Origin of the sequence: Cloacibacillus porcorum, assembly GCF_001701045.1 — a bacterium.
In the GTDB taxonomy this organism is placed as follows: Bacteria; Synergistota; Synergistia; order Synergistales; family Synergistaceae; genus Cloacibacillus; species Cloacibacillus porcorum.
In genome coordinates, this window is the sequence record NZ_CP016757.1 from 298,211 (window position 1) to 317,929 (window position 19,719).

At 54.8% G+C, this 19,719-nt stretch carries 20 protein-coding genes and 1 riboswitch; of the genes, 8 read left to right on the forward strand and 12 right to left on the reverse strand.

Annotation, left to right across the window (positions count from 1 at the left end; genetic code table 11):
• Positions 1-110 precede the first annotated feature (110 nt).
• The gene (locus BED41_RS01355; protein WP_229712366.1) at positions 111-992 is read right to left on the reverse strand and encodes a LysR family transcriptional regulator; all 882 of its coding nucleotides are present in this window, start codon (positions 990-992) and stop codon (positions 111-113) included.
• 249 nt (positions 993-1,241) lie between these two features.
• Here BED41_RS01355 and BED41_RS01360 point away from each other — a divergent pair, with 249 nt between their 5' ends.
• Positions 1,242-1,661, forward strand: coding sequence for a cyclophilin-like fold protein (locus BED41_RS01360; protein WP_229712367.1), 420 nt, complete (start codon positions 1,242-1,244; stop codon positions 1,659-1,661).
• Positions 1,662-1,832: 171 nt separating this feature from the next.
• Positions 1,833-2,348 carry a (R)-mandelonitrile lyase gene (locus BED41_RS01365; RefSeq protein ID WP_229712368.1) on the forward strand — a complete coding sequence of 172 codons (516 nt, stop codon included), beginning with the start codon at positions 1,833-1,835 and terminating at the stop codon, positions 2,346-2,348.
• A 1,087-nt stretch (positions 2,349-3,435) separates the two neighbouring features.
• Here the strand turns inward: BED41_RS01365 and BED41_RS01370 are convergent.
• From BED41_RS01370 to BED41_RS01380, 3 genes are all read right to left on the reverse strand, one after another.
• On the reverse strand, positions 3,436-4,677 hold the full coding sequence (locus tag BED41_RS01370; RefSeq protein ID WP_066742107.1) for an IS256 family transposase: 1,242 nt from the start codon (positions 4,675-4,677) through the stop codon (positions 3,436-3,438).
• Positions 4,678-4,763: 86 nt separating this feature from the next.
• The gene (locus BED41_RS01375) at positions 4,764-5,594 is read right to left on the reverse strand and encodes an IS3 family transposase (RefSeq protein WP_157102224.1); all 831 of its coding nucleotides are present in this window, start codon (positions 5,592-5,594) and stop codon (positions 4,764-4,766) included.
• Positions 5,588-6,031, reverse strand: coding sequence for a transposase (locus BED41_RS01380; protein WP_019263345.1), 444 nt, complete (start codon positions 6,029-6,031; stop codon positions 5,588-5,590). The genes BED41_RS01375 and BED41_RS01380 overlap by 7 nt, the downstream gene beginning before the upstream one ends.
• A 410-nt stretch (positions 6,032-6,441) precedes the next feature.
• Between BED41_RS01380 and BED41_RS01390 the strand changes: the two genes are divergently transcribed.
• Positions 6,442-7,056 (forward strand): LysE/ArgO family amino acid transporter, encoded by a 615-nt coding sequence (locus BED41_RS01390; RefSeq protein ID WP_066742112.1) that lies wholly within the window; start codon positions 6,442-6,444, stop codon positions 7,054-7,056.
• Here the strand turns inward: BED41_RS01390 and crcB are convergent.
• A complete protein-coding gene (crcB, locus tag BED41_RS01395) occupies positions 7,053-7,424 on the reverse strand; it encodes a fluoride efflux transporter CrcB (protein WP_066748797.1) in 372 nt (123 codons plus the stop codon). The genes BED41_RS01390 and crcB overlap by 4 nt on opposite strands.
• A gap of 53 nt (positions 7,425-7,477) precedes the next feature.
• A riboswitch (Fluoride riboswitch) is annotated at positions 7,478-7,539 on the reverse strand.
• 333 nt (positions 7,540-7,872) lie between these two features.
• On the opposite strand from crcB, the gene BED41_RS01400 reads away from it, so the two are divergent.
• Positions 7,873-10,026: a putative bifunctional diguanylate cyclase/phosphodiesterase gene (locus tag BED41_RS01400; RefSeq protein WP_168160207.1), complete on the forward strand. Its 2,154-nt coding sequence runs from the start codon at positions 7,873-7,875 to the stop codon at positions 10,024-10,026.
• A gap of 47 nt (positions 10,027-10,073) precedes the next feature.
• Here BED41_RS01400 and BED41_RS01405 read toward each other — a convergent pair whose 3' ends face one another.
• A complete protein-coding gene (locus BED41_RS01405; protein WP_066742115.1) occupies positions 10,074-10,775 on the reverse strand; it encodes a YoaK family protein in 702 nt (233 codons plus the stop codon).
• 215 nt (positions 10,776-10,990) lie between these two features.
• Here BED41_RS01405 and BED41_RS01410 point away from each other — a divergent pair, with 215 nt between their 5' ends.
• Positions 10,991-11,596 carry a pentapeptide repeat-containing protein gene (locus BED41_RS01410; RefSeq protein WP_084002179.1) on the forward strand — a complete coding sequence of 202 codons (606 nt, stop codon included), beginning with the start codon at positions 10,991-10,993 and terminating at the stop codon, positions 11,594-11,596.
• A 70-nt stretch (positions 11,597-11,666) separates the two neighbouring features.
• Here the strand turns inward: BED41_RS01410 and BED41_RS01415 are convergent, their stop codons facing one another.
• The 4 genes from BED41_RS01415 to BED41_RS01435 form a co-directional block, all read right to left on the reverse strand.
• Positions 11,667-12,224, reverse strand: coding sequence for a flavodoxin family protein (locus BED41_RS01415; RefSeq protein ID WP_066742118.1), 558 nt, complete (start codon positions 12,222-12,224; stop codon positions 11,667-11,669).
• A 140-nt stretch (positions 12,225-12,364) separates the two neighbouring features.
• Positions 12,365-13,270: a fumarylacetoacetate hydrolase family protein gene (locus BED41_RS01420; RefSeq protein ID WP_066742121.1), complete on the reverse strand. Its 906-nt coding sequence runs from the start codon at positions 13,268-13,270 to the stop codon at positions 12,365-12,367.
• A gap of 246 nt (positions 13,271-13,516) precedes the next feature.
• The gene (locus BED41_RS01430; RefSeq protein ID WP_066742126.1) at positions 13,517-13,825 is read right to left on the reverse strand and encodes an AzlD family protein; all 309 of its coding nucleotides are present in this window, start codon (positions 13,823-13,825) and stop codon (positions 13,517-13,519) included.
• Positions 13,815-14,537 carry an AzlC family ABC transporter permease gene (locus BED41_RS01435; RefSeq protein ID WP_066742128.1) on the reverse strand — a complete coding sequence of 241 codons (723 nt, stop codon included), beginning with the start codon at positions 14,535-14,537 and terminating at the stop codon, positions 13,815-13,817. The genes BED41_RS01430 and BED41_RS01435 overlap by 11 nt, the downstream gene beginning before the upstream one ends.
• 123 nt (positions 14,538-14,660) lie before the next feature.
• On the opposite strand from BED41_RS01435, the gene BED41_RS01440 reads away from it, so the two are divergent.
• The 3 genes from BED41_RS01440 (at position 14,661) to BED41_RS01450 (ending at position 17,046) form a co-directional block, all read left to right on the forward strand.
• On the forward strand, positions 14,661-15,530 hold the full coding sequence (locus BED41_RS01440; RefSeq protein ID WP_066742131.1) for a LysR family transcriptional regulator: 870 nt from the start codon (positions 14,661-14,663) through the stop codon (positions 15,528-15,530).
• Positions 15,531-15,609: 79 nt separating this feature from the next.
• On the forward strand, positions 15,610-16,434 hold the full coding sequence (locus tag BED41_RS01445; protein WP_066742134.1) for a 4Fe-4S binding protein: 825 nt from the start codon (positions 15,610-15,612) through the stop codon (positions 16,432-16,434).
• A gap of 45 nt (positions 16,435-16,479) precedes the next feature.
• On the forward strand, positions 16,480-17,046 hold the full coding sequence (locus BED41_RS01450) for a cysteine hydrolase family protein (protein ID WP_066742137.1): 567 nt from the start codon (positions 16,480-16,482) through the stop codon (positions 17,044-17,046).
• A 138-nt stretch (positions 17,047-17,184) separates the two neighbouring features.
• Here the strand turns inward: BED41_RS01450 and BED41_RS01455 are convergent, their stop codons facing one another.
• A complete protein-coding gene (locus BED41_RS01455) occupies positions 17,185-19,212 on the reverse strand; it encodes a heavy metal translocating P-type ATPase (RefSeq protein WP_084002180.1) in 2,028 nt (675 codons plus the stop codon).
• Positions 19,213-19,301: 89 nt separating this feature from the next.
• Complete coding sequence (locus BED41_RS01460; protein WP_066742140.1) at positions 19,302-19,577, reverse strand: metal-sensing transcriptional repressor; 276 nt, start codon at positions 19,575-19,577, stop codon at positions 19,302-19,304.
• Between the last annotated feature and the right edge of the window lie 142 nt (positions 19,578-19,719).

Here is a 19,719-nt window from a genome sequence, read left to right on the forward strand (position 1 = left end):
CGTTTACACTATAAATTTTTATCGCGTGTATGTCTAATGCTTATGTTTTATGGCTTAATCATGCCTGAAAGGCATTTAAAATGGCGTCTGCATATGGCCGCAGAGGCAGATCAGGCGAGAGTCTTTTTGATGTGTTCGATAAACTTGGCCGCCGCGAGGCTGAATGGCTGCCCGCGTTTCCAGGCCAGCACGGAGGTTGCCCGCAGCTCGGGAAAGAGCGGCAGGCAGACGAGCCTGCTCCGGTCAAGATAGGGGCGTCCGCCCTCGATAGTGACGGAGCGGCCGATGCCCTTTTCCACCATTATCGAGGCGTTGGTGCTCATGCTGCTTGTCACGACGATATTTCTCCTGTCGAACGAGGGGCCGAACCAGTTGAAAAGTTCGCTCTGCACGTTTCCCCTCATCGGAAAGATGAGCGGGGCGTCCAAAAGATCTTCGCGGCGCACATATTCTTGTGACGCGAGAGGGTCGTCGGGCCGCATGATTACCGCCCACCGCTCCTTTACCTTCAGGCGGACGAACTCATACTTTTCAATATCTATCGGCTCCAGCAGCAGGCCGATATCCGTAAGCCCCCTGTCCATGCGCTCCTTTGTGAGGTCGGCGCTCGCGGTGAGGAGCTCATAGCGCATCAGAGGATACCTGATTTTTGCCGATTTTATCAGCTCCGCCAGTGTCTGTACCGACGCCAGTTCGCCCGCGCCGATGGTTACGGTGCCGTCGACGAGCTCGTCCTGTTCGAGAAGCTCCCTCTCCGTCTTGTCGATGAGATCGACAATCTCTTCCGCGCGGCGGCGCAGCAGCATCCCCTCGTTTGTCAGCACGATCCTGCGCGTGCCGCGGTGGAAGAGCCTGACGCCGACCTCCTCCTCAAACTGGGCCAGCTGGCGTGAGAGCGTAGGCTGTGTGATATGCAGCATCTCCGCCGCCTTTGTGATACTTTCCTCCCTGACTACGGTCAGGAAATACCGCAGAACTCTGACCTCCACCATCCGCACCCCCGTATCTATTTCGTTCTATTGCCCTGTTCTAAGCTGTTTATGTATTATAACAAAGAGCCCGATTCTCTCTTTAGCTTTTGCGGCAGGGAAAAGCGGGGATTGCGCGACTTCGCCGTGGGAAGTTTTGCACGCACGCTTGACTTGGAGTTCACTTCAACATGTATCCTGATCTGCAATGACGTCGTCGGTTCTACTCTTGGCCCGACATCCAGAAAACTATTGAAGGAGATGTGGAATATAGTGAAAAAATTACTTGCGCTTCTCTGTGCCGCAGCGTTTCTGGCTGCCACACCGGGAGCGGAGGCCTCTCCACGGCGGATAAGGTTGATCTTCGCGGGAAGAGAGGCTATCGTCGAACTTTATGACAATGCGGCGGCGGCCAGCCTTGTTAAGATGTTGCCGCTGACGCTTGATTTTGAGGATTACGGAGGTAAGGAGAGGATTGCCTACCCGCCTGAAAAGCTGTCTGCCGAAGGGATGCCGGACAGTTACGCGCCAAAGGCGGGCGAGATGACGGTCTATGCGCCGTGGGGCAACATCGCGATATTTTACAAAGACCACCACAGCTCCGGCGGCCTTGTGCCGGTAGGGCGATTTGTATCCGGGGCGGAGGCGATCACGGTGATGGGAGAGGGGGTGCGCGTCGAAGAGATACGATGAGCATAGCTTCACGATAAAATTGAGTTGGACCGCTGATGTTTACGGGCTGCCGGCTCTAAAATGATTTCAATATCTTGTTGGACTATCAGCCTGTGGCACACTCAAATACCTATCCTTCCGGCATTGGTTTCAATAATGGCTGGGCAAGTATTTCAATCAGGAGGCAATATAATGAAGAATGCAAAAATGCAAAAATTTTTTATGATCGCTGCGGTGGCGGTTCTATTTCTCTCCTTCTCCATAGAGGGCGCGTCTGCGGCGGAAAATGCGGCGAAGCAGAATATCATTCGTGTAGGCGCATATCCGTCGGCGGAGGGCGGCGCGGAGATATTTACCGGCAGGGTACGTATAGACAATCTCTTTCCTGCCCAGTCTCCTGCGAAGTTTTCCGGAGCCTACGTAACTTTTGAGCCCGGAGCGCGTTCAAACTGGCACACCCACACGGTTGGGCAAACGCTTGTCGTCACCTCCGGTATCGGGCTGACACAGGAATGGGGCGGTCCGATCGTTGAGGTACATCCGGGCGACGTTATACAGTGTCCCGTGGGAGTAAAACACTGGCACGGCGCGGCACCTAAAACCTCAATGACGCATCTGTCGGTTTGCGAAGAACGGGACGGAAAGGTCGTCAATTGGATGGAGAAGGTCACCGACGAGCAGTACCGGCAATATAAAGGCAAAAATTAAGAGCTGCCGCTGATTGATGTGAAATGTGCCCCTCTCCGCGGTCTGCGCAGAGAGGGGCTTTATTGCAGTCTGAGCTGCGTTAAATCTTATCATTTTATTTGCGTCTACTTTCGTGTCGCGTATTTTGTGTCTTCGCTGAGGTCCCTCAGCCGCTTGATCTTATATGCTGCGGGTTGTTTTCGCCGGATAAGGGCTTTTTATATATATAGACCTGCGTTAAATGTAGCTGATGTTTATTGATTATAGACCATGCCGGCGGGCGGCACGCTGAAAGTTTCTTATGAAAATTTTAGAAAATAACTTGACTTACAGCTGACTCTAATATGTAGTCTCTTTTCACGGCGATGAAAAGAGCCGTGCGGCAGAAATTTCAGACGGGAAAAACGGCCCGCGAAAAAATACGCGCTCAAAGAGAGGGGGTGGCGGCGAAGTAGGGATATCTGAACATTAGCGGTCAGATGATGACGCACAAATTCCTCCCAGGGAACCGTCTTGGCGAAATGCTTCCGCTTCGGCCCGCCGTTTTTCCAAAGAGAACGGGTAACTAACATGAAGTAACCTTCTGACTGCGCGAAGGGAAGCATTTCCAAGAGACGGTATATCATTGAGAAGCAGCAAAGAATGAAAAGAGACAGTAACAAGGGGATCATAACGGCCATTTCTGCGAGTTTCCACGAAGGGGGCAATTAGGTCCCGCCCAACGCGTCCTTTATGAAAAGCGCGCGGAGGCGGGCCCATAGAGCGGCGCGTATAAACGCCGATTTCTTACGAGTGGGAAAAGAGATAAATAGTGATTTATCTTTTGGTTTTGCCCTTAAAGGCGCCCTCTGTTGAACAGAGTCCCGCAAACCGGACAACGCTATAAAAGCTCCCAAGGGTATCAAAAATTTATTCAATAAAGAGACTTCGATATTGCATCGGAGCCTTTTTCATTTATCGGGCGTGTGAAAAAAACTCTGTAAATATGGACCTTCTGTGAGAAATCCAATACAACTAGGGCTAATAACGATCCCTGTATAACAAAATTATCAACCTATTAAGTGGCCAGTGTCAATACAAACACTGGCCGCTTTTTATTATTCTTAGCCTATTCAGGCATCCGTCCTTCATACATTACAGCTAGTTCACCAAGGATACTGCGCCAGTTCCTAACTGGCATACTCCATTTCTTGGTTGCTTCAAAAGTAGCAAGATATAAGGCTTTCAGAAGGGCGCCTGCGCTGGGGAATACGCTTCTTTGGCTGTTGAGCCTGCGATAGGTGGAATTAAGGCTTTCTATCGCGTTTGTCGTGTAAATGACCTTTCTTACCTGGCAAGAAAATTTAAATATCGGAGAGATCGTATCCCAGTTGCGCTCCCACCCCTTCACTGCATTTGCATATTTTAATCCCCACTTCTCAGCAACATGCTCCCTCGCTTCCAGCGCATGGGACTCGTCGGGAGCTTGATATATTGTTTTTAGGTCTGCGGCAAATTCTTTGCGGTCTTTTTCAACCACATATTTCATAGTGCTCCTGACCTGATGTATAAGGCAGCGCTGGTATTCAGTCTGCGGGAACGCACTTTCTACTGCTTCGCGCATTCCGCTAAGGCCGTCTGCACAGAGAATGAAGATATCCTTTACACCACGGTTCTTCAGGGAATTCAGGACTGTCAGCCAGTATTTGGCGCTTTCATTTTCTCCCACCTGCAGACAAAGCACTTCTTTTATACCGTTGCTGTTGATTCCAAGTATTACATAGGCTGCGAGCTTCTTTACAGCGTTATCTTCCCTGACAGAATAATGAATCGCATCTATAAAAACAATGGGATAGACTTCGGAGAGTGCCCTGTTCTGCCATTCTTCGATCTGCGGCATTATCTTGTCAGTCACATCCGATATGAAGCCTTCTGAAACGTCGAACCCGTAAATATCCTGTATCGTTGCCGATATCTGACGGGTAGTCATTCCTTTAGCGTACATAGATATTATTTTCTGGTCTATCTCGGAAATATCTTTTTGTCGCTTTCTTACTATCTTAGGATCGAAGCTGGATTCCCTGTCCTGAGGAACGTCTATGCAAAACTCTCCAAAACTTGAGTTTACATGCTTTTGTTTGTATCCGTTGCGGTAGTCGCTGCCTTCTGAACGCTGAGATTTCTTATAACCGAGATGTTCGTCCATCTCAGTCTCCATCATCTCTTTAATCGTACCCCCCAGAAGATCTTTCAGCGCATCCTGGATATCCTTTGCAGATTTGATATCGTATTCCTGAAGTAGGTATCTGATGATATCTCTTTTCCCGTCTGTCATCTGAACTTTGTGAGTAATCTTCTTATCTTTTGCCATTTTAAAGGCCTCCTGTAAGTAATTTTAATTTATCACAGAAGGCCTTTTTGGGCGATTTCTTTATTTACAGAGTTTGTTTCATAGGCTCATTTTATCTGTATCCTGTCGTTATTATAATACCTTATATATTCGTCTATGGCATCTTTAGCCTCCTCATAGTTCTCCCATTTTACTCTGTTGACGAGCTCTGATTTAATGTGACTAAAGAAGTTTTCTGCACATGCATTATCCAAACAATTTCCTTTCCTTGACATCGAGACCTTGAGTCCGTATCTTTGTGTCAGGTTGAAATATGCATGGCTTGTATATTGAAACCCCTGGTCGCTGTGGAGGATTGGTCCATCAGCGACCACCTTATTATTATTTTCAAATGCTTTCTTCAATGTATCGGTTACTAACTTAATATTATTATTACGGCTGATTTGATATCCCTGTATGGAATTATCAAAGAGATCTTTTATCATGGAGAGGAATATATTACCCTTTTTTGTTCGTATATATGTGATATCAGTAACCAGTTTCTGGTTTGGTCTGTCGGAACGAAATTCTCTGTTCAGGATATTCTCATAGCTGTGGATATTTCCTGACATCACTTTAAACTTTTTCTTTTTTCTTATTTCCGCTTGAAGTCCCGCTTTTTTCATAACACGCCTTACCCTCTTATTGTTTACATGAATGCCAATGAAGTTGTTGAGCCACAGAGTCATTCGCCTGTACCCATAAGTGTTTTTGTTGATATCCTGTCCCGTTCTTATTGCTTCTATGAGAGGACCGTCTTTATCTTCCATTCCACGCCGCTTTAGCCAACTGTAGTATGCAGAGCGTGATACGGACAAAAATCTACACATTCCACAGACAGAATGTTTTGTTGAAAATTCAAAAATGATTCTGTATTTAATATTTCTTTCTATCACCACCTTTGCAGCTCTAAGGCTTTTTTTAATACGTCGACCTGCATTTCCAGCTCTTTAATCTTTTCTATGCTATTTGTAACTTCCAATTTCTTATCTGGACAGTCTTGTTTTGAACTAGAAATATCCCCTTGTTCGATAAATTCCTTACACCATCGTCTTAAAAGAGAGGGACTTGAAATGTTAAAAGATGAGGTAACATCTACCATAGTACGTCCCTCTTCTAAATGAGCCGAAACAGCTTCAAGTTTTACAGCCTTGCTGTAGGTTCTTTTTTTCCTTGTATCATCCAGTAAGTCCTTCTGTCCGCTCTTATATAAAGATATCCATGTTTTAACAGAATCAGGACTAACACCAAGTTCTTCAGCAATCCGCCTTCGTGGAATTCCCTGTTTGTGCATCTCAATTGCTCTTATTCTTTCTTCCGTTTTACGTTTACGCATAGAAGAGCCCCCTTTATATGTATTTAGTTTTATTATAATCCAAGGGCTTTATTTGGCTGTCCGATTTTCGGGATGCTGTTCATGTGAGGGAGCTGGCTCGGCGATGTTTTTCGCCGAGACTGAGGGAGTGTTGCTCTGTTTGGCGCGGAAACCGCGCCGAACAGAGCCCGCGGCAAAAGCCGCGGGAGAACCGAAGGTCAACTCTCCCTCACCCCGCTTCGCGGGGAGCTCCCTCAGAGAGGGCGCCAAAATCTTTACTAAACCGCTATTTATCTTCTCTCTCCATGAACGGCACGTTTGCGCCGGCGTACTGCCCCGCCGTCTTGCTGGCGCGGCCCCTTTCATGTACAATTTTAGGCCGTCTGTTCGGGGCGTGACGCTCTGTGATTTTCCATGAGAGGTGACGAGCTTTGGAATTTTTTCTTCAGGGGCTGACGATGGGGCTTGCCTATGTCGCGCCGATCGGCCTGCAGAATCTTTTTGTGATAAATACCGCGCTGACGCGGGAAAAGGGGCGTGTGTTCCTCACGGCGCTTATCGTGATTTTCTTTGACGTGACGCTGGCGCTCGCCTGTTTCTACGGCATCGGCGCGGTGATGGAGCGCTCGCCGCTGCTTGAGAGGCTGGTGCTGCTTGCCGGCAGCCTCATCGTCATGTATATAGGCGTCGGGCTCATGAGGGCGAAGGATTCGCTGAAGAAAACGGACGTCGATATGCCGCTGTGGCGTGTCGCCAGCACCGCCTGCGTCGTGACCTGGTTCAACCCGCAGGCGCTCATCGACGGCACGATGATGCTGGGGGCCTTCAAAGCCTCTCTTTCACCGGCGGGGGCCAACTCCTTTGTATTTGGTGTCGCCGCCGCCTCGGCGCTCTGGTTTTTCGGCCTCTCCGCCGCGCTCTCGCTCTTCAGCGCCAAGTTCACCGACAGGACCCTGCGGGTGATAAACCTGGTATGCGGCGCGGTGGTCTTTTTCTACGGCGCGAAGCTCCTCCGGAATTTTATCGGCCTCGTCTTTGGCCTTTAGAGGCAGAGCGCCGCGAGCGCGCGCCCCGCGAAGACGGAGAGAAGGCAGCAGACGACGCTGAGTATGCTGTAGAGCACGGCATGAGCCACCTTTCCCTGAGAGATGAGGGCGAAGGTCTCAAGCGAGAAGGTCGAAAAGGTGGTAAAACCGCCGCAGAAGCCCGTCTGCAGCATCAATATCACCGAGTGCCGCGAGAGCCCGTGTCTCTCCGAGACGAGGCTCAGCACGCCGATGAGAAACGAACCGAAGATATTTATCGCCGGAGTCGCCGCCGGAATGACGCTCCCGGCCGTTACCGCCATTCCGAGAAGATAGCGCAGCGATGCGCCGAGAAAGCCGCCCAGCCCGACAAATATAACGCCATCCATAAAGATTCTCCCCTCGTGCTCCGCGTATACAGGCAAAATAATAGACTCCTGCCGTTTGGACAGGAGTCATTACCGCAGCAGCGAAATTCGGGCGAACTCCATCGCCCTTTTTATTTTACGTCATTGATTATACACTATGGCTGAGTACGAAACTATTAGGAAGTCTGCACACCTGGCGCGAAATGTGAAAGGTAAAATTCAAAGTTTCGGAAATTATCGGGGCGGCGGCAGGAGGCACACTGTGTTTTTTAAATTAAGGTACTTGAACAGAACATGCTTTCATGCTATCTTTTGCAGAATATCGATTCGGATATACTTAGGCTCTGGCAACATGGAGAGTAAATGTTCCCGAGTCTTTTTATTGTGTATTTGACTTGAGAAGAGGAGACTTTGCCGATATGACTCCTGGTTATCCGTTTTACGCTGCTGTCGGGCTGATATGAACGCCGTGAATTTTAATATGTTCGCACTGCTTAACGAGCTCTCTGAGCTGGTTTATATCTCTGATGTAAATACATACGAGATGATTTTTATCAATGAGTCGGCAAAGACACTTTTCGGAGTCGGCTCTGACGTCAGCGGACGCAAGTGCTATGAGGTGCTGCAGGGCAGGAGCTCTCCGTGCGGTTTCTGCACAAATTCCAAGCTTTGCCACGATAAATTCTATACATGGGAGATATTTAACCGGAAGCTTTCGCGTCATTATCTTCTGAAGGACAAGCTGATTTCCTGGAATGGGCGCGAGGCGCGTCTGGAGATCGCCATTGACATAACGGAAAAGGAAAATCAGAAGGATACGCTGAAGAACGCGCTTGACGCCGAGGTCGCGGTGCTGAACTGTGTCAAGGTCCTTACGGAGGCGGAAAGCCACGGTGATGCCGTCAGCAAGGTGCTTGAAAATGTCGGCCTCTTTCTGGCGGCGGAGAGGACCTATATCTTTGAGATCAGGGACAAGTTCATTGACAATACCTATGAGTGGTGCGCCCCCGGCGTCTCCCCGCAGATAGACAATCTCCAGGGGCTGCCGATAAGTTTGATATCATTCTGGAGAGAGAGTTTCGACGCCGGACAGTGTTTAGTAATAACGGACATCGAAGAGCTGCGCGAGACCCGCCGGGACGAATATGAGATACTGCGCGCGCAGAATATCAGGAGCCTTATCGCGGCTCCGCTGGCGGCCGACGGCCGCCTTGTCGGCTATCTCGGCGTGGATAATCCCCCGGCGGCGCGCATCCTGCATATTTCGCCGCTGCTCATCACCCTCGCCAACTTTATCACCGGCACCATGCAGCGCCGCCTCTATCAGCGGCGCCTGGAGGAGCTCAGTTATAACGACATGCTGACGGGGCTCTATAACAGGAACGCCTTCATCCGCGATGTGGAAAGCCTCTCTAAAAATGGCTTCAAATCGCTGGGGATAGTCTATGTCGACGTCAACGGCCTTAAAAAATGCAACGATGAGTACGGACACGCGGCGGGAGACTTGGCGCTGGTCAAGACGGCGAAGACTGTGGAATCCGTCTTTCGTGAAAAGGGAAACAGCACATACCGCATAGGCGGAGACGAGTTTGTCGTGCTCTCGCCAAATTTGAGCGAGGAATATTTCAGCAGCCTGGTAGCCAAACTCAAAGCGAAGATCGGCCGGGACGAGGACGGCATGCGGAGTTTTTCGATGGGATGGCGCTGGGCCTCCGGGGGCTGCGACATACAAAGCCTGCTGACCGAGGCCGACGAGCAGATGTATCTCGACAAGAAACAATTTTACCGCAGCAAAGCGGCCACAAAGCGCTACCGCGCCTGCAGCGACGAGGTTATCGGCCTCGGAGATCCCGAGGCTCTGCGGTGCCAGCTTGACGACGGCCGCTTTCTCGTATATTTCCAGCCGAAGGTATCGGTGGCGGATCATAAGCCGATAGGGGCGGAGGCGCTGACGCGCTATCTCTCTTCGGAGGGAGCGCTGATAGCTCCGGACCAGTTTATCTCTCTGCTGGAGAACAACAGGCTGATATGGATGCTGGACTTTTGGGTATTCGGCTTCGTATGCCGCAAGATCCGCCAATGGCTGGATTTGGGGAAAAAGGTGCTGCCGATTTCCGTCAATTTCTCCCGCGCAACGATCTCGGAGACCGATTTTGTCGAGCGGCTTGAGGAGGCGTGGCGGCAGTGGAAGGTGCCGAAGGAGCTTCTCGAGATAGAGGTCACCGAAACGGTGGAGCTAGACGATGAAAAGAATTTTCTCGATATAGTTAAGAGGGTGAAAGAGGCTGGTTTTCGGATCTCGATAGACGATTTCGGGGCGCGTTATGCGAACCTTTCGCTCTTTGCCGCCTCCTGTTTCGACGTGCTGAAGATCGACCGCTGCCTGGTGCGTGACCTGCCTGACAACCCCACGGCCTTTGCCGTGCTGAAGGCCATCTCGGATATCTGCAGGAAGATGAATATACGCGTGATCGCCGAGGGAGTTGAGAATGAACGGCAGCTTAACGCACTGCTTGAGATCGGCTGCGACGGGCTGCAGGGATTCCATTTCAGCCGCCCGATACCGCTTGAGGAGTATCAGGCAAAGTATCTCAACGCGCAGGAAGGGCGCGGCACGGCGTAGCACCTCATCCGCCGTCAGCGGACAATAAAAGGCTTAAGCGGCTCCGGTTATGCCGGAGCCGTTTTGTCTCTTTTCTTAAGGAACATGATGAGCGCTCCGAAGAGCAGCATGGAGGCCGGAAAGAGCACCGCGCTGTCGTCGTATTTGTAGGTGAGCCGTGAGCCGATGAAAACGGAGAGGGTGAAGACGAGCACCGTGATGAGATATTCAAAGCTGCGTGAGATTTTTTCCGTGTCGCAGTCCTCCCGGTAATTCGTCATGTATTCGATCGCGCCGCGCATGTTCGTCATCGAGAGCGTCGAAGAAAAGGGCACCCCGTTCATCGTGCGGAAGGCGTCGAACTGCATCGCGCAGGCGAAAGAGACCATCGCGTTCGCGACGTTGTCGCTGTAGTGCGGCATGAAGGAGATCAATATCAGCACCAGCGCCTCAAGGGCGACCACGATCTGCCGCCATCCGAGGTGTTTCAGTCCTCCGTAACGGATACGGATCTTCTCCGTTATATAGGTGCCCAGCAGAAAGGCCGTCACCGGCACGATATAGCTGATAGAGGCGGCCAGCCTGCCGCGCGCCATGTTCACGCCAAGCAGGATCAGGTTGCCGGTCTGCGTATTGGCGAAGACATTGCCGCGCCCGATATAGGTGTATCCGTCAAGAAAACCGCCCGCCGCCGCGAGGATGACCGCGAGCAGGAATGATTCCGAGGGATCGGTGAAGTCCATTAGCTTTATCTTCGGCAGTTTTATCATGTTAGCCCCCCTGTACAGCGATGCGGCCGCGCATCATCTGATTTATACCCTGAACCGCCGGCCGCCGCATCAATGAAGATACAGATAAACGGCTCAGTAAGAGGCCGGAGACGCCGCGCGTTTTTTGTTATGCGGGAGGCGAAAATCGACCTGTTCACGGGAGCTTTTTGTTATGCTATCCTTCTCTTGCCGCCAAGGCGGCGGGGAGGATATGTATGATGCTGTCAGAGATGATCGCCGCCGCGCTCGCGGGGGATATGCCGGTAGAGGAGGCCCTCTTTGAGAACGAGGAGGTTGCGGAGCTTGATCTTTCGGCGCTCCGTTTTGACTCCGTGCGCTTTGTTAAGTGCCGCTTTATCCGCTGCGAATTTAACGCGGCGCGCTTCAACTCCGTCTCGTTTGAAAACTCGGATATTTCGAACTGCCGCTTCCGGGACAGTTTCTGGCGTAAGTCTTCTTTTCGCGATTCAAAGGCCGTGGGGAGCGTTTTCACGCGCGCCCTCTTTAAGGAAGTCTCGATCACGGGATCTAATTTTCGGTATGCGAACTTCGGCGAGACGCTCTGGGACGGCTGCAAGGTCGAAGCCTCTTCTTTGAGGGAGGCGGTTCTCTCCGACGTCAAGTTCCGGCGCGCGCGGTTCCGTGGGACGGACCTCACGGCGGCCGAGTTTTTCAAAAGCCCTCTCAAGGGGATAGACCTCTCGGACTGCATTATCGACGGCATTTCCCTCTCCGATACCCTCTACGAGCTGCGCGGCGCGAAGGTGACGGCGGCGCAGGCGGTGGAGCTCGCGAAGCTCCTCGGCCTGACCGTAGTCTGACAGGCGGCTTACGCGGCAGAGAGGCGGGAGGCGGCGGGGATCTCCTTCTGGAGGCCCCGCCGCCGGTCGGTTATTTTATCGAGGCTCCCAGTACTTCGGCCTCTTCGAGCGCGGGGTGTCCCGCGATGTCGCCGGGGGCCATAACGCCGCCGGCCAGTATCATGCCGAGATCTTTCCAGCCCAGATGTCCGAGCAGGCTCGCGTAGAAGTCCTTTACCGGCGCGAAGTTCGGCTCGCTGTCTCCCCCCGCCGCCATCAGCATGACGCATCCCTTATGATGCAGCCTGTAATCCGGGTCTAGTTCGGCCACCGCGAAGCTGCGGTCGATCGCCGTTTTGAGCTGCGCCGTGAAGCTCCAGAAGTACATCGGCGAGGCCAGCACCACGATATCGGCCTCCATGAAGGCTGGATATATCTCATCCATACCGTCGCGCTGCACGCAGGGGTGTTTGGGGTCTTTGCCTCCCGCGCAGCAGCCAAGGCAGGGTTTGATATCCATCTTTTGCAGGTCGAAGTGTCTGACCTCGTGTCCCGCCGCCTCCGCGCCCTTTATGAAGCGCGCGGCTAGCGCCGCCGTATTCCCGTTAGCCCGCGGGCTTCCGTTGAGAACGATTATTTTTTTGCCCATTGTTATTCATCCTCCTCTTATTTATCTATCATATTATTATATCGCCCGCGCCAGGCCGCCGTCGATGAGAATTGCCCGACCGCCGGTGAAGGTATTTGCCGCAGGACGGAGGAGGGCCGCCGCACTATCCCGGGGCGTGTTTATCTTTTGAGTTTCAGGTCGATCACGGGGTTCACGAGCGGCTCGAAGGAGAAGCCGCCGGGGCCGCTGATGCGGCACTCCGCGCGGTCGCCCTCCTGGATATGCACCGCGCGCGGCGTACCGGTCGAGAGGATGTCGCCCGGCAGCCAGCCCTGCATGTGCGATATGAGCGCCACAAGTTTCGAGGGAGGGAAGGTCATGTTGGCCACGGTGTTTTTTGCGTGGATCTCGCCGTTATGGACGGTTGCCACCTCGAGAGCGAGGACGTCGGGCACCTCGTCGGGTGTCACCAGCTGCGGGCCGAAGCTGAAAAAGCTGTCGAATCCCTTGACGATGGTGAGATAGCGCGGATTGAGACGCAGTATCGACTCCTCCGTCATATCAAGGACCGTCGTGTAGCCGACGATGTATTCCTGCCAGTCCTTTTCTTCGATGAACTTGCATTTTTTGCCGATGATGATGCCGAGCTCCGCCTCCGCCGTCGTCTTTTGCGCCTCGGGCAGCGCCGGGATACAGATGTCGTCTCCCGGCCCGACGATGCAGGAGGCCGGCTTGTAGAAACTTCCGGGGAAGACGGCGGGGGTCTTTTCACCGAGGTCTCCCGCGTGATCTTTGTAGTTGAGGCCGATGCCGAAGATACGCGGCGGGTTGCGGTACAGCGGGCCGTATACGACCTCCGCGAATGGGATGGCCTCTTTTTGGGCAAGTCTTTTGGCCTCTTCCCGACCTCCGCCGTTGTACCATTTCGTAAGTTGGGGTATCTGTTCCTTTTCGATGAGCGCGAAGATCTCCGTCTCCGGCGCGAACCCCGCGGCTTCTTTCAGCGCCGCCACGGGCAGGATGCCGCTCTTTGTCACGATCCCCGCCTTTTCTTTGCCGTCTTTTCTGTATGTTACAAATCTCATTGATATTTTCCTCCCGTCTCTATTTTTATCTGCTGTTTTTTGAGCGTTTTTCGATTCTTTTGCCGCTTTTGGCGGCGTTGTCTTTTCCTGACGATTATGTTAGCAACATCTCCCTCTGCGGTAAAGAAGGGACTCTTCGCGCCGGTGACGGCGTGGCTGTCCGCGCGGCGGCAAAGCGAAAGCGGACGGAAAAATTTTCCGCCCGCTTCCTATATATGTGAAAGAGGAGGTGCCTCCTCTGAAAAGCTAAGGTACGAATTTGTCGAGGATGAATACTACGGCGCAGGATAGTATTGAGACCTGTAGCAGGCTGCCGCCGAACCAGGAGAGCCCCACCGCCGCGATAAGCGCCGCTACGGCGGTCAGCGGACTGCCGGTGGCGTCGATTATCGCCGGAAAGGTCATCACGGCGAGCGTCACGTAGGGGACGTAATAGAGAAAGGCGCGTACCCTTTTATTTTTTATCTCACCGCGGATGACGGTGAGCGGAAGCACGCGGATGAGGTAGGTTACCGCCGCCATTATCAGCAGGTAAAGATATACGTTACGCGGCATTTGCCCGTCTCTCCTCATTCAGGGGGAAGAGGAAGGCCGCGGCGCCGGAGATGGCGACCGTCAGGACTATCGTGCGCATCCCCGCCGAGAGCTCGATGAAGGAGAGGCGCGAGAAAGCGAAGCTTGCCGCCATCGAGACGACGATGAGCAGCGCGATGACGAAATTCTTGCGCGCCGGCGGCACGATGACCGCGATAAACATGCCGAACAGCCCTACGCTCAGCGCGGTGACGATGTTCTGCGGCAGGACGTTGCCGACTATGACGCCAAAAAAGGTGCCGAAGGCCCAGCCGGGGGCCGCCGCGGCGACCATGCCGTAGGTGTAAAAGGGGTTGAGGCGTCTTGGCTGCGCTACCGAGAGGCCGAATATTTCATCCGTGATGTCCACCGCGAGCAGCATACGGTGGCGCAGAGGGGTCTTAGGGGAGATCTTCTGGCTCATTGCGCAGGACATCAGCAGGTAACGCGCGTTCGCGACGACTATCATGATCACGACCTCGAGATAGCCAGCTCCCGCGGCGATGAGGGAATAGCCCGCGAACTGTCCCGCGGAGGCGTTCTGCGTCAACGCGCTCAGAAGCGCCTGAAAGGGGCTGAGTCCGGCGTTCTTGGCGCCGATGCCGAGGGTAAAAGATACCGCGAGATATCCCAGCAGGATAGGTATCGCGTCACGCATTCCCTTTGAAAAGTAATAGAGATCTCTTTTTGACATTTCTTTCCCCCCGAAGTCTCATATTTCCACCACTGTCTCAATTTTTACAGCTTTTGTTGCAAGCAGTCCAACGAATCTTTATAATAAATATATTAGTAAGACTAATGTTAAATGGAGCGCGAAATGAACAGATATGAAGTCTTTGTCAAAGTGGTGGAGTGCGGCAGTTTTACGCGGGCCGCGGATGAACTTGGCTACACGCAGTCGGCGGTCAGCCAGATGGTCCACACGCTCGAAGAGGAACTCTCCGCCGTGCTGCTGCGGCGCGATAAGGGCGGGGCGGCGCTCTCTGCGGACGGCGAACAGTACCTGCCCTATATCCGTTCGATATGCAGCGCCCACCGCGAACTGCGCATGAAGTACGACGAAATGCAGGGGCTGATGGGCGGGAACATCAGGATCGGTACCTTTACGAGCGTGAGCCGCAGCTGGCTGCCGAAGCTCATGAACGAATTCCGGAAGATATATCCATTCGTGCATTTCGAGCTGCTGCAGGGAGACTACCGCGGCATTGAGGAGTGGATATCCGACGGGCGCGTGGACTTTGGCTTTACCTGTTACAACGAGGTGAAGGGGCTGACGGTGATCCCGCTGCGCAAGGACGAGATGCTCGCGGCGCTGCCGCCGGGGCATCCGCTCGCGCAAAATGGGAGTGTGACGCTGGAAGAGCTTTCGAAGGAGCCGCTGATACTTCTCGATGAGGGAGATTTCAGCGTGGCGCTGGACGCCTTCCGCAGGAGGGGGCTGACCCCCGATATTCACTATAAGGTCACCGATGACTACACCGTCATCTCGATGGTCGAACAGGGGCTCGGCGTCGCCATCCTCTATGAACTTGTCCTTAAAAATGACAGCCGCAGACTTTCGGCGCTCCATATCGCCCCGCCGGTGGAGCGCACGACGGCGCTGGCCTACAGAAACAAGCGGACGCTCCCCGCCGCCGCGCGCCGCTTTATCGACTTCGCCCTGGAATATTTTAAAGCGGGGAAATGAATTATAATTGTAACGATACAGATAAATATTCAAGGCGGTGGGAGCTCTTCCGCCTGTGTCTGAGGAGGGACGAACGACGATGCTTCTGGAGAAAATCGCCGCCGCGGCGGCGGAGTTTATGGACGGGGCGGTCAACTATGTAGCCGCCGAGGATGCTTTGCGCCCCGATTTAGCGGGGATGCGGATATACGATGAACCGCTGTTCGGCGCGGCGGCGGCCGATGATCCAGCCTTCGCGGAGCTGCGCCGCGCCGAGGTGCTGCACCCCGAGGCGATGCTGCCGCACGACTGGCTCCCGGGGGCGCGTTCCGTTATCTCCTTCTTTCTCCCCTTTACGGAGACCGTAAGGAGCACGAACCGCGCGGAGCGCGCGCTGCCCTCCGACGAGTGGCTCCACGCACGCATCGAGGGACAGATGGCCATCGCCGCGCTCGGCGAATACCTCAAAGGTTTCCTGGAAAGAGAGGGGGCCGCCGCCGTCTTCCCAACCACCGACGCCCGTTTCAAGATGCTGGCCCCCTACGCCTCCAACTGGTCGGAGCGGCACGCCGCCTATATCTGCGGTCTCGGTACCTTCGGCCTCTCGAAGGGGCTTATCACCGAGAGGGGGATCGCCGGGCGCTTCGGCAGCCTCATCACCGATGCCGAAATTCCGGCGACGCCGCGAAAATATGAATCGCCTTACGAGTATTGTACGATGTGCGGAGCCTGCCAGAGGCTCTGTCCCGCGGAGGCGATAGACGCGGCGAAGGGCGTCGCCCTCGGAAAGGACCACGATATCTGCGGCGCCTTTGTCAAGGCCTCGACACGCCCGCCTCACGGCCCGCACGCGAGGGTCCGTTATGGCTGCGGCAAGTGCCAGGTCGGCGTCCCCTGTGAGAAGGGGATACCGAGGCCGCGCTGATGTTCTAAAAAAGGGCGGCTGCGTTCGCCGAAAGGGAGGATATGAATGAGCGAAAAAATTGAACTGATGGTCGTCGTCGATATGCAGAACGACTTTGTGAGCGGCAGCCTCGGCGGCGATATGGCGCGCGCCATCGTGCCGAATGTCGCTGCCGCGGTGGACAAGTTTATCGCCGAAAACGGCGCGGAGCGTCTTTTCTTCACGAAAGACACCCACGAGGATAATTACATGGAGACGAACGAGGGACGCCATCTCCCAGTGCCGCACTGCGTCAGAGGAACATGGGGCGCGGAGATCATTCCCGAACTCAGCGGTTACGCCTCGCGCGGCGGCGTTACCACCGTCGAGAAGGCGACCTTCGGCAGCGTCGCGCTTCCCGATATCATCCGCGCGGCGCTGTCCCGGTATGAGCCGCTCTCCGAGGCGGACATCACCTTTCATATCGTGGGGCTCTGTACCGATATCTGCGTCGTCAGCAACGCGCTGCTGCTCAAGGCGAACTTTCCCGAGGCGACGTTCAAGGTCGATCCCCGCTGCTGCGCCGGCGTAACGAGAACGAGCCACGAGGCGGCGCTGGAGACGATGCGGATGTGCCATATAGAAATTATCTGACGCCGCGTAGCCGGTAGTACTCGCCGGCCCTTCGCTGCCCGGCGGCCAGGCCGGATGTTACGGTAAAATCAGAGAGAGACGGTGGGCTTTGCCCAAGCGTCTCCCTCCTGTTTTATCTTACTTAAGCTGTGCGGCCTCCTATGCCGCGGGGCAGGGTTCCGCGCCCATTCCGCGCTCTCTTGTACCGCCGCTTTGCACCGCAGGCGCTTTGAGGGCCCGCAGCGCGTTTGCCACGGCGAGGAGCGCCACTCCGACGTCGGCGAAGATCGCGAACCAGACGGAGGCGCCGGCAAAAACCGCCAGCAGCATCACCGCGATCTTGAAGCCGAGGGCCATCACGATATTCTCCCACACGATCCACCTCGTCTTGACGGCGATCCTGATGGCCGCCGCGATCTTATCGATCTCGTCGGTCATAATCACCACGTCCGCCGCCTCTATCGCCGCGTCCGAGCCGATGCCGCCCATCGCGATGCCGATATCGGCGCGAGTGAGGACCGGCGCGTCGTTGATTCCGTCGCCGACAAAGGCGGTCTTCTTCTCTTCGCCCGCCATCAGCCTTTCCAGCTCCGCCGTCTTATCCTGCGGCAGCAGCTCCGCGCTAACGGCGTCCATCCCGGCCTCCGCCGCCGTCTCCTTCGCGATCGCCAGATTGTCGCCCGTCAGCATTACAAGGCGCGAGACACCCGCCGCTCGCAGGTCGTCCATTGCCGCGCGCACTCCCGGCTTGAGTTCGTCGGCGACCAGCAGCGTGCCGAGAAATTTGCCGTCAAGGGCGACATAGACCGCCGATTTGGCATATTCCCTCAGACCCTCGATGCCGATGCTCTTCATGAGCTTGACGTTACCGGCGCGGACGACGCCCTCTTTGGTGCGGGCCTCGACGCCCATGCCCGCGATCTCCCGCACTTCGGCTCTCTCCGGCGTCCCGCCGCCGAAGGCCGTCATGACGGATTTCGCGATGGGATGATTAGACTGCGCCTCGGCCGCCGCCGCGTACCGGAGCAGCTCGTCCTGCGAAACGCCGTCGGCCGGCAGCAGCTCCGTGACCTTAAAGACGCCCCGCGTCAGCGTTCCCGTCTTGTCGAAGGCGATAGTGCCAAGTTTGCTCATCGTCTCAAGATATGTGCTTCCCTTTACGAGAATTCCGTTCCTCGCCGCGCCGCCGATACCGCCGAAAAAGCTGAGCGGGATTGAGAGGACGAGGGCGCAGGGGCACGAGATGATGAGGAAAGAGAGCGCCTTATAGAACCATACCGAATAGCTCCCGTAGCCCGCGAGCGGCGGCAGCAGCGCCACCATCACCGCGAGGGCGACGACGGTCGGCGTATACCAGCGCGCGAACTTTGTGATGAACCTCTCGGTTGCGGACTTTTTGGCCGCCGCGCCGCGCACCAGCTCCAGAATCTTTGAGACGGCGGACTCCGAAAAGGGCTTTGTCACGCGTATCTCCAGCGCTCCGTCGGTGCTGACGGATCCGGAAAGCACCTCGTCATTCGGCGCGGCGCGGCGGGGAACCGATTCGCCGGTGAGCGCCCTTGTGTCAAGAAAAGAGGTGCCGGAGACCACGGTGCCGTCGAGCGGGATCTTCTCCCCCGGGCGGACGGAGACCGTCTCGCCGACCATGACCTCCTCTGGAGCGACCCGTACCAGTTGGCCGCCGCGCAGTACGCTGGCGTAGTCGCTGTGCAGATCCATCAGGCTTTCGATACTGCGCTTTGACTTCGCCACCGCGGAGTCCTGGAGCATCTCGCCGATGCCGTAAAAGATCATTACCGCCACCGCCTCCGCCATGTCTCCGATGGCAAAGGCTCCCAGCGAGGCGACGGACATCAGGAAATTTTCGTCAAATACTTCGCCGCGAGAAATATTGCGCAGCGACGCGAGAAGCACCCGCCATCCCGCGAGCAGATAGGCCGCGGCGAACCCCGCGGCTCTGACATACTGCGGAAGCGGCGCAAAGGCCGCAATCGCCGCTATCGCAAAGGCGGCGCATAACTGTATCAGCGTCCCCTTAACGCCGCCGCCCTCTCCGTGAGAGTGGCCGCAGCCGCAGCCCATCTCTTCGTCTTCATGGCCGTGGTCATGCTCATGTTCGTTCCGGCAGCTATGCCCGTGCTCATGGTTATCACTGTTTTCCCGCTCTATTTTGTGCCGCTCTTTCATATCAAGAACTCCTTTCTGATATACATATACCCGTATAGGTATATGTATATCAGAAAAATAGAGATTGTCAAGACAGCGGAGGGGATTTTTTATGACATGCGTGAAAAATGTTCGAGTGTCTTAATGAAATCGCTGATCGTATTTTCGGCGTCGCCGTTCTCTATGCCGCGGCGCACACAGTGCCTGAGGTGTCCCTCGAGTACTATCTGCCCGATCTTATGCAGCGCGTTCTTCGCCGCGTTGATTTGGATGAGGACATCCTCGCAGGGTACGTCCTCGTCGATCATCCGCTCGACGGCGTTCACCTGTCCGGCGACCTTCCTCAGCCGCAGATGCAGGTTCTTTGACTCCATACATTCCCTCATGACAGCGCCACCTCCCTCTATAATTCCTCAAAAATACCTTCGCGGGGTGCAAAAGTCAAGATAAAAAAGCGCCATCCCGACAAACGCGTCAAGTCTTTTGACGGAAACAGCGGACCGTCAGCGGCGTCGACCGGCGGCGCGC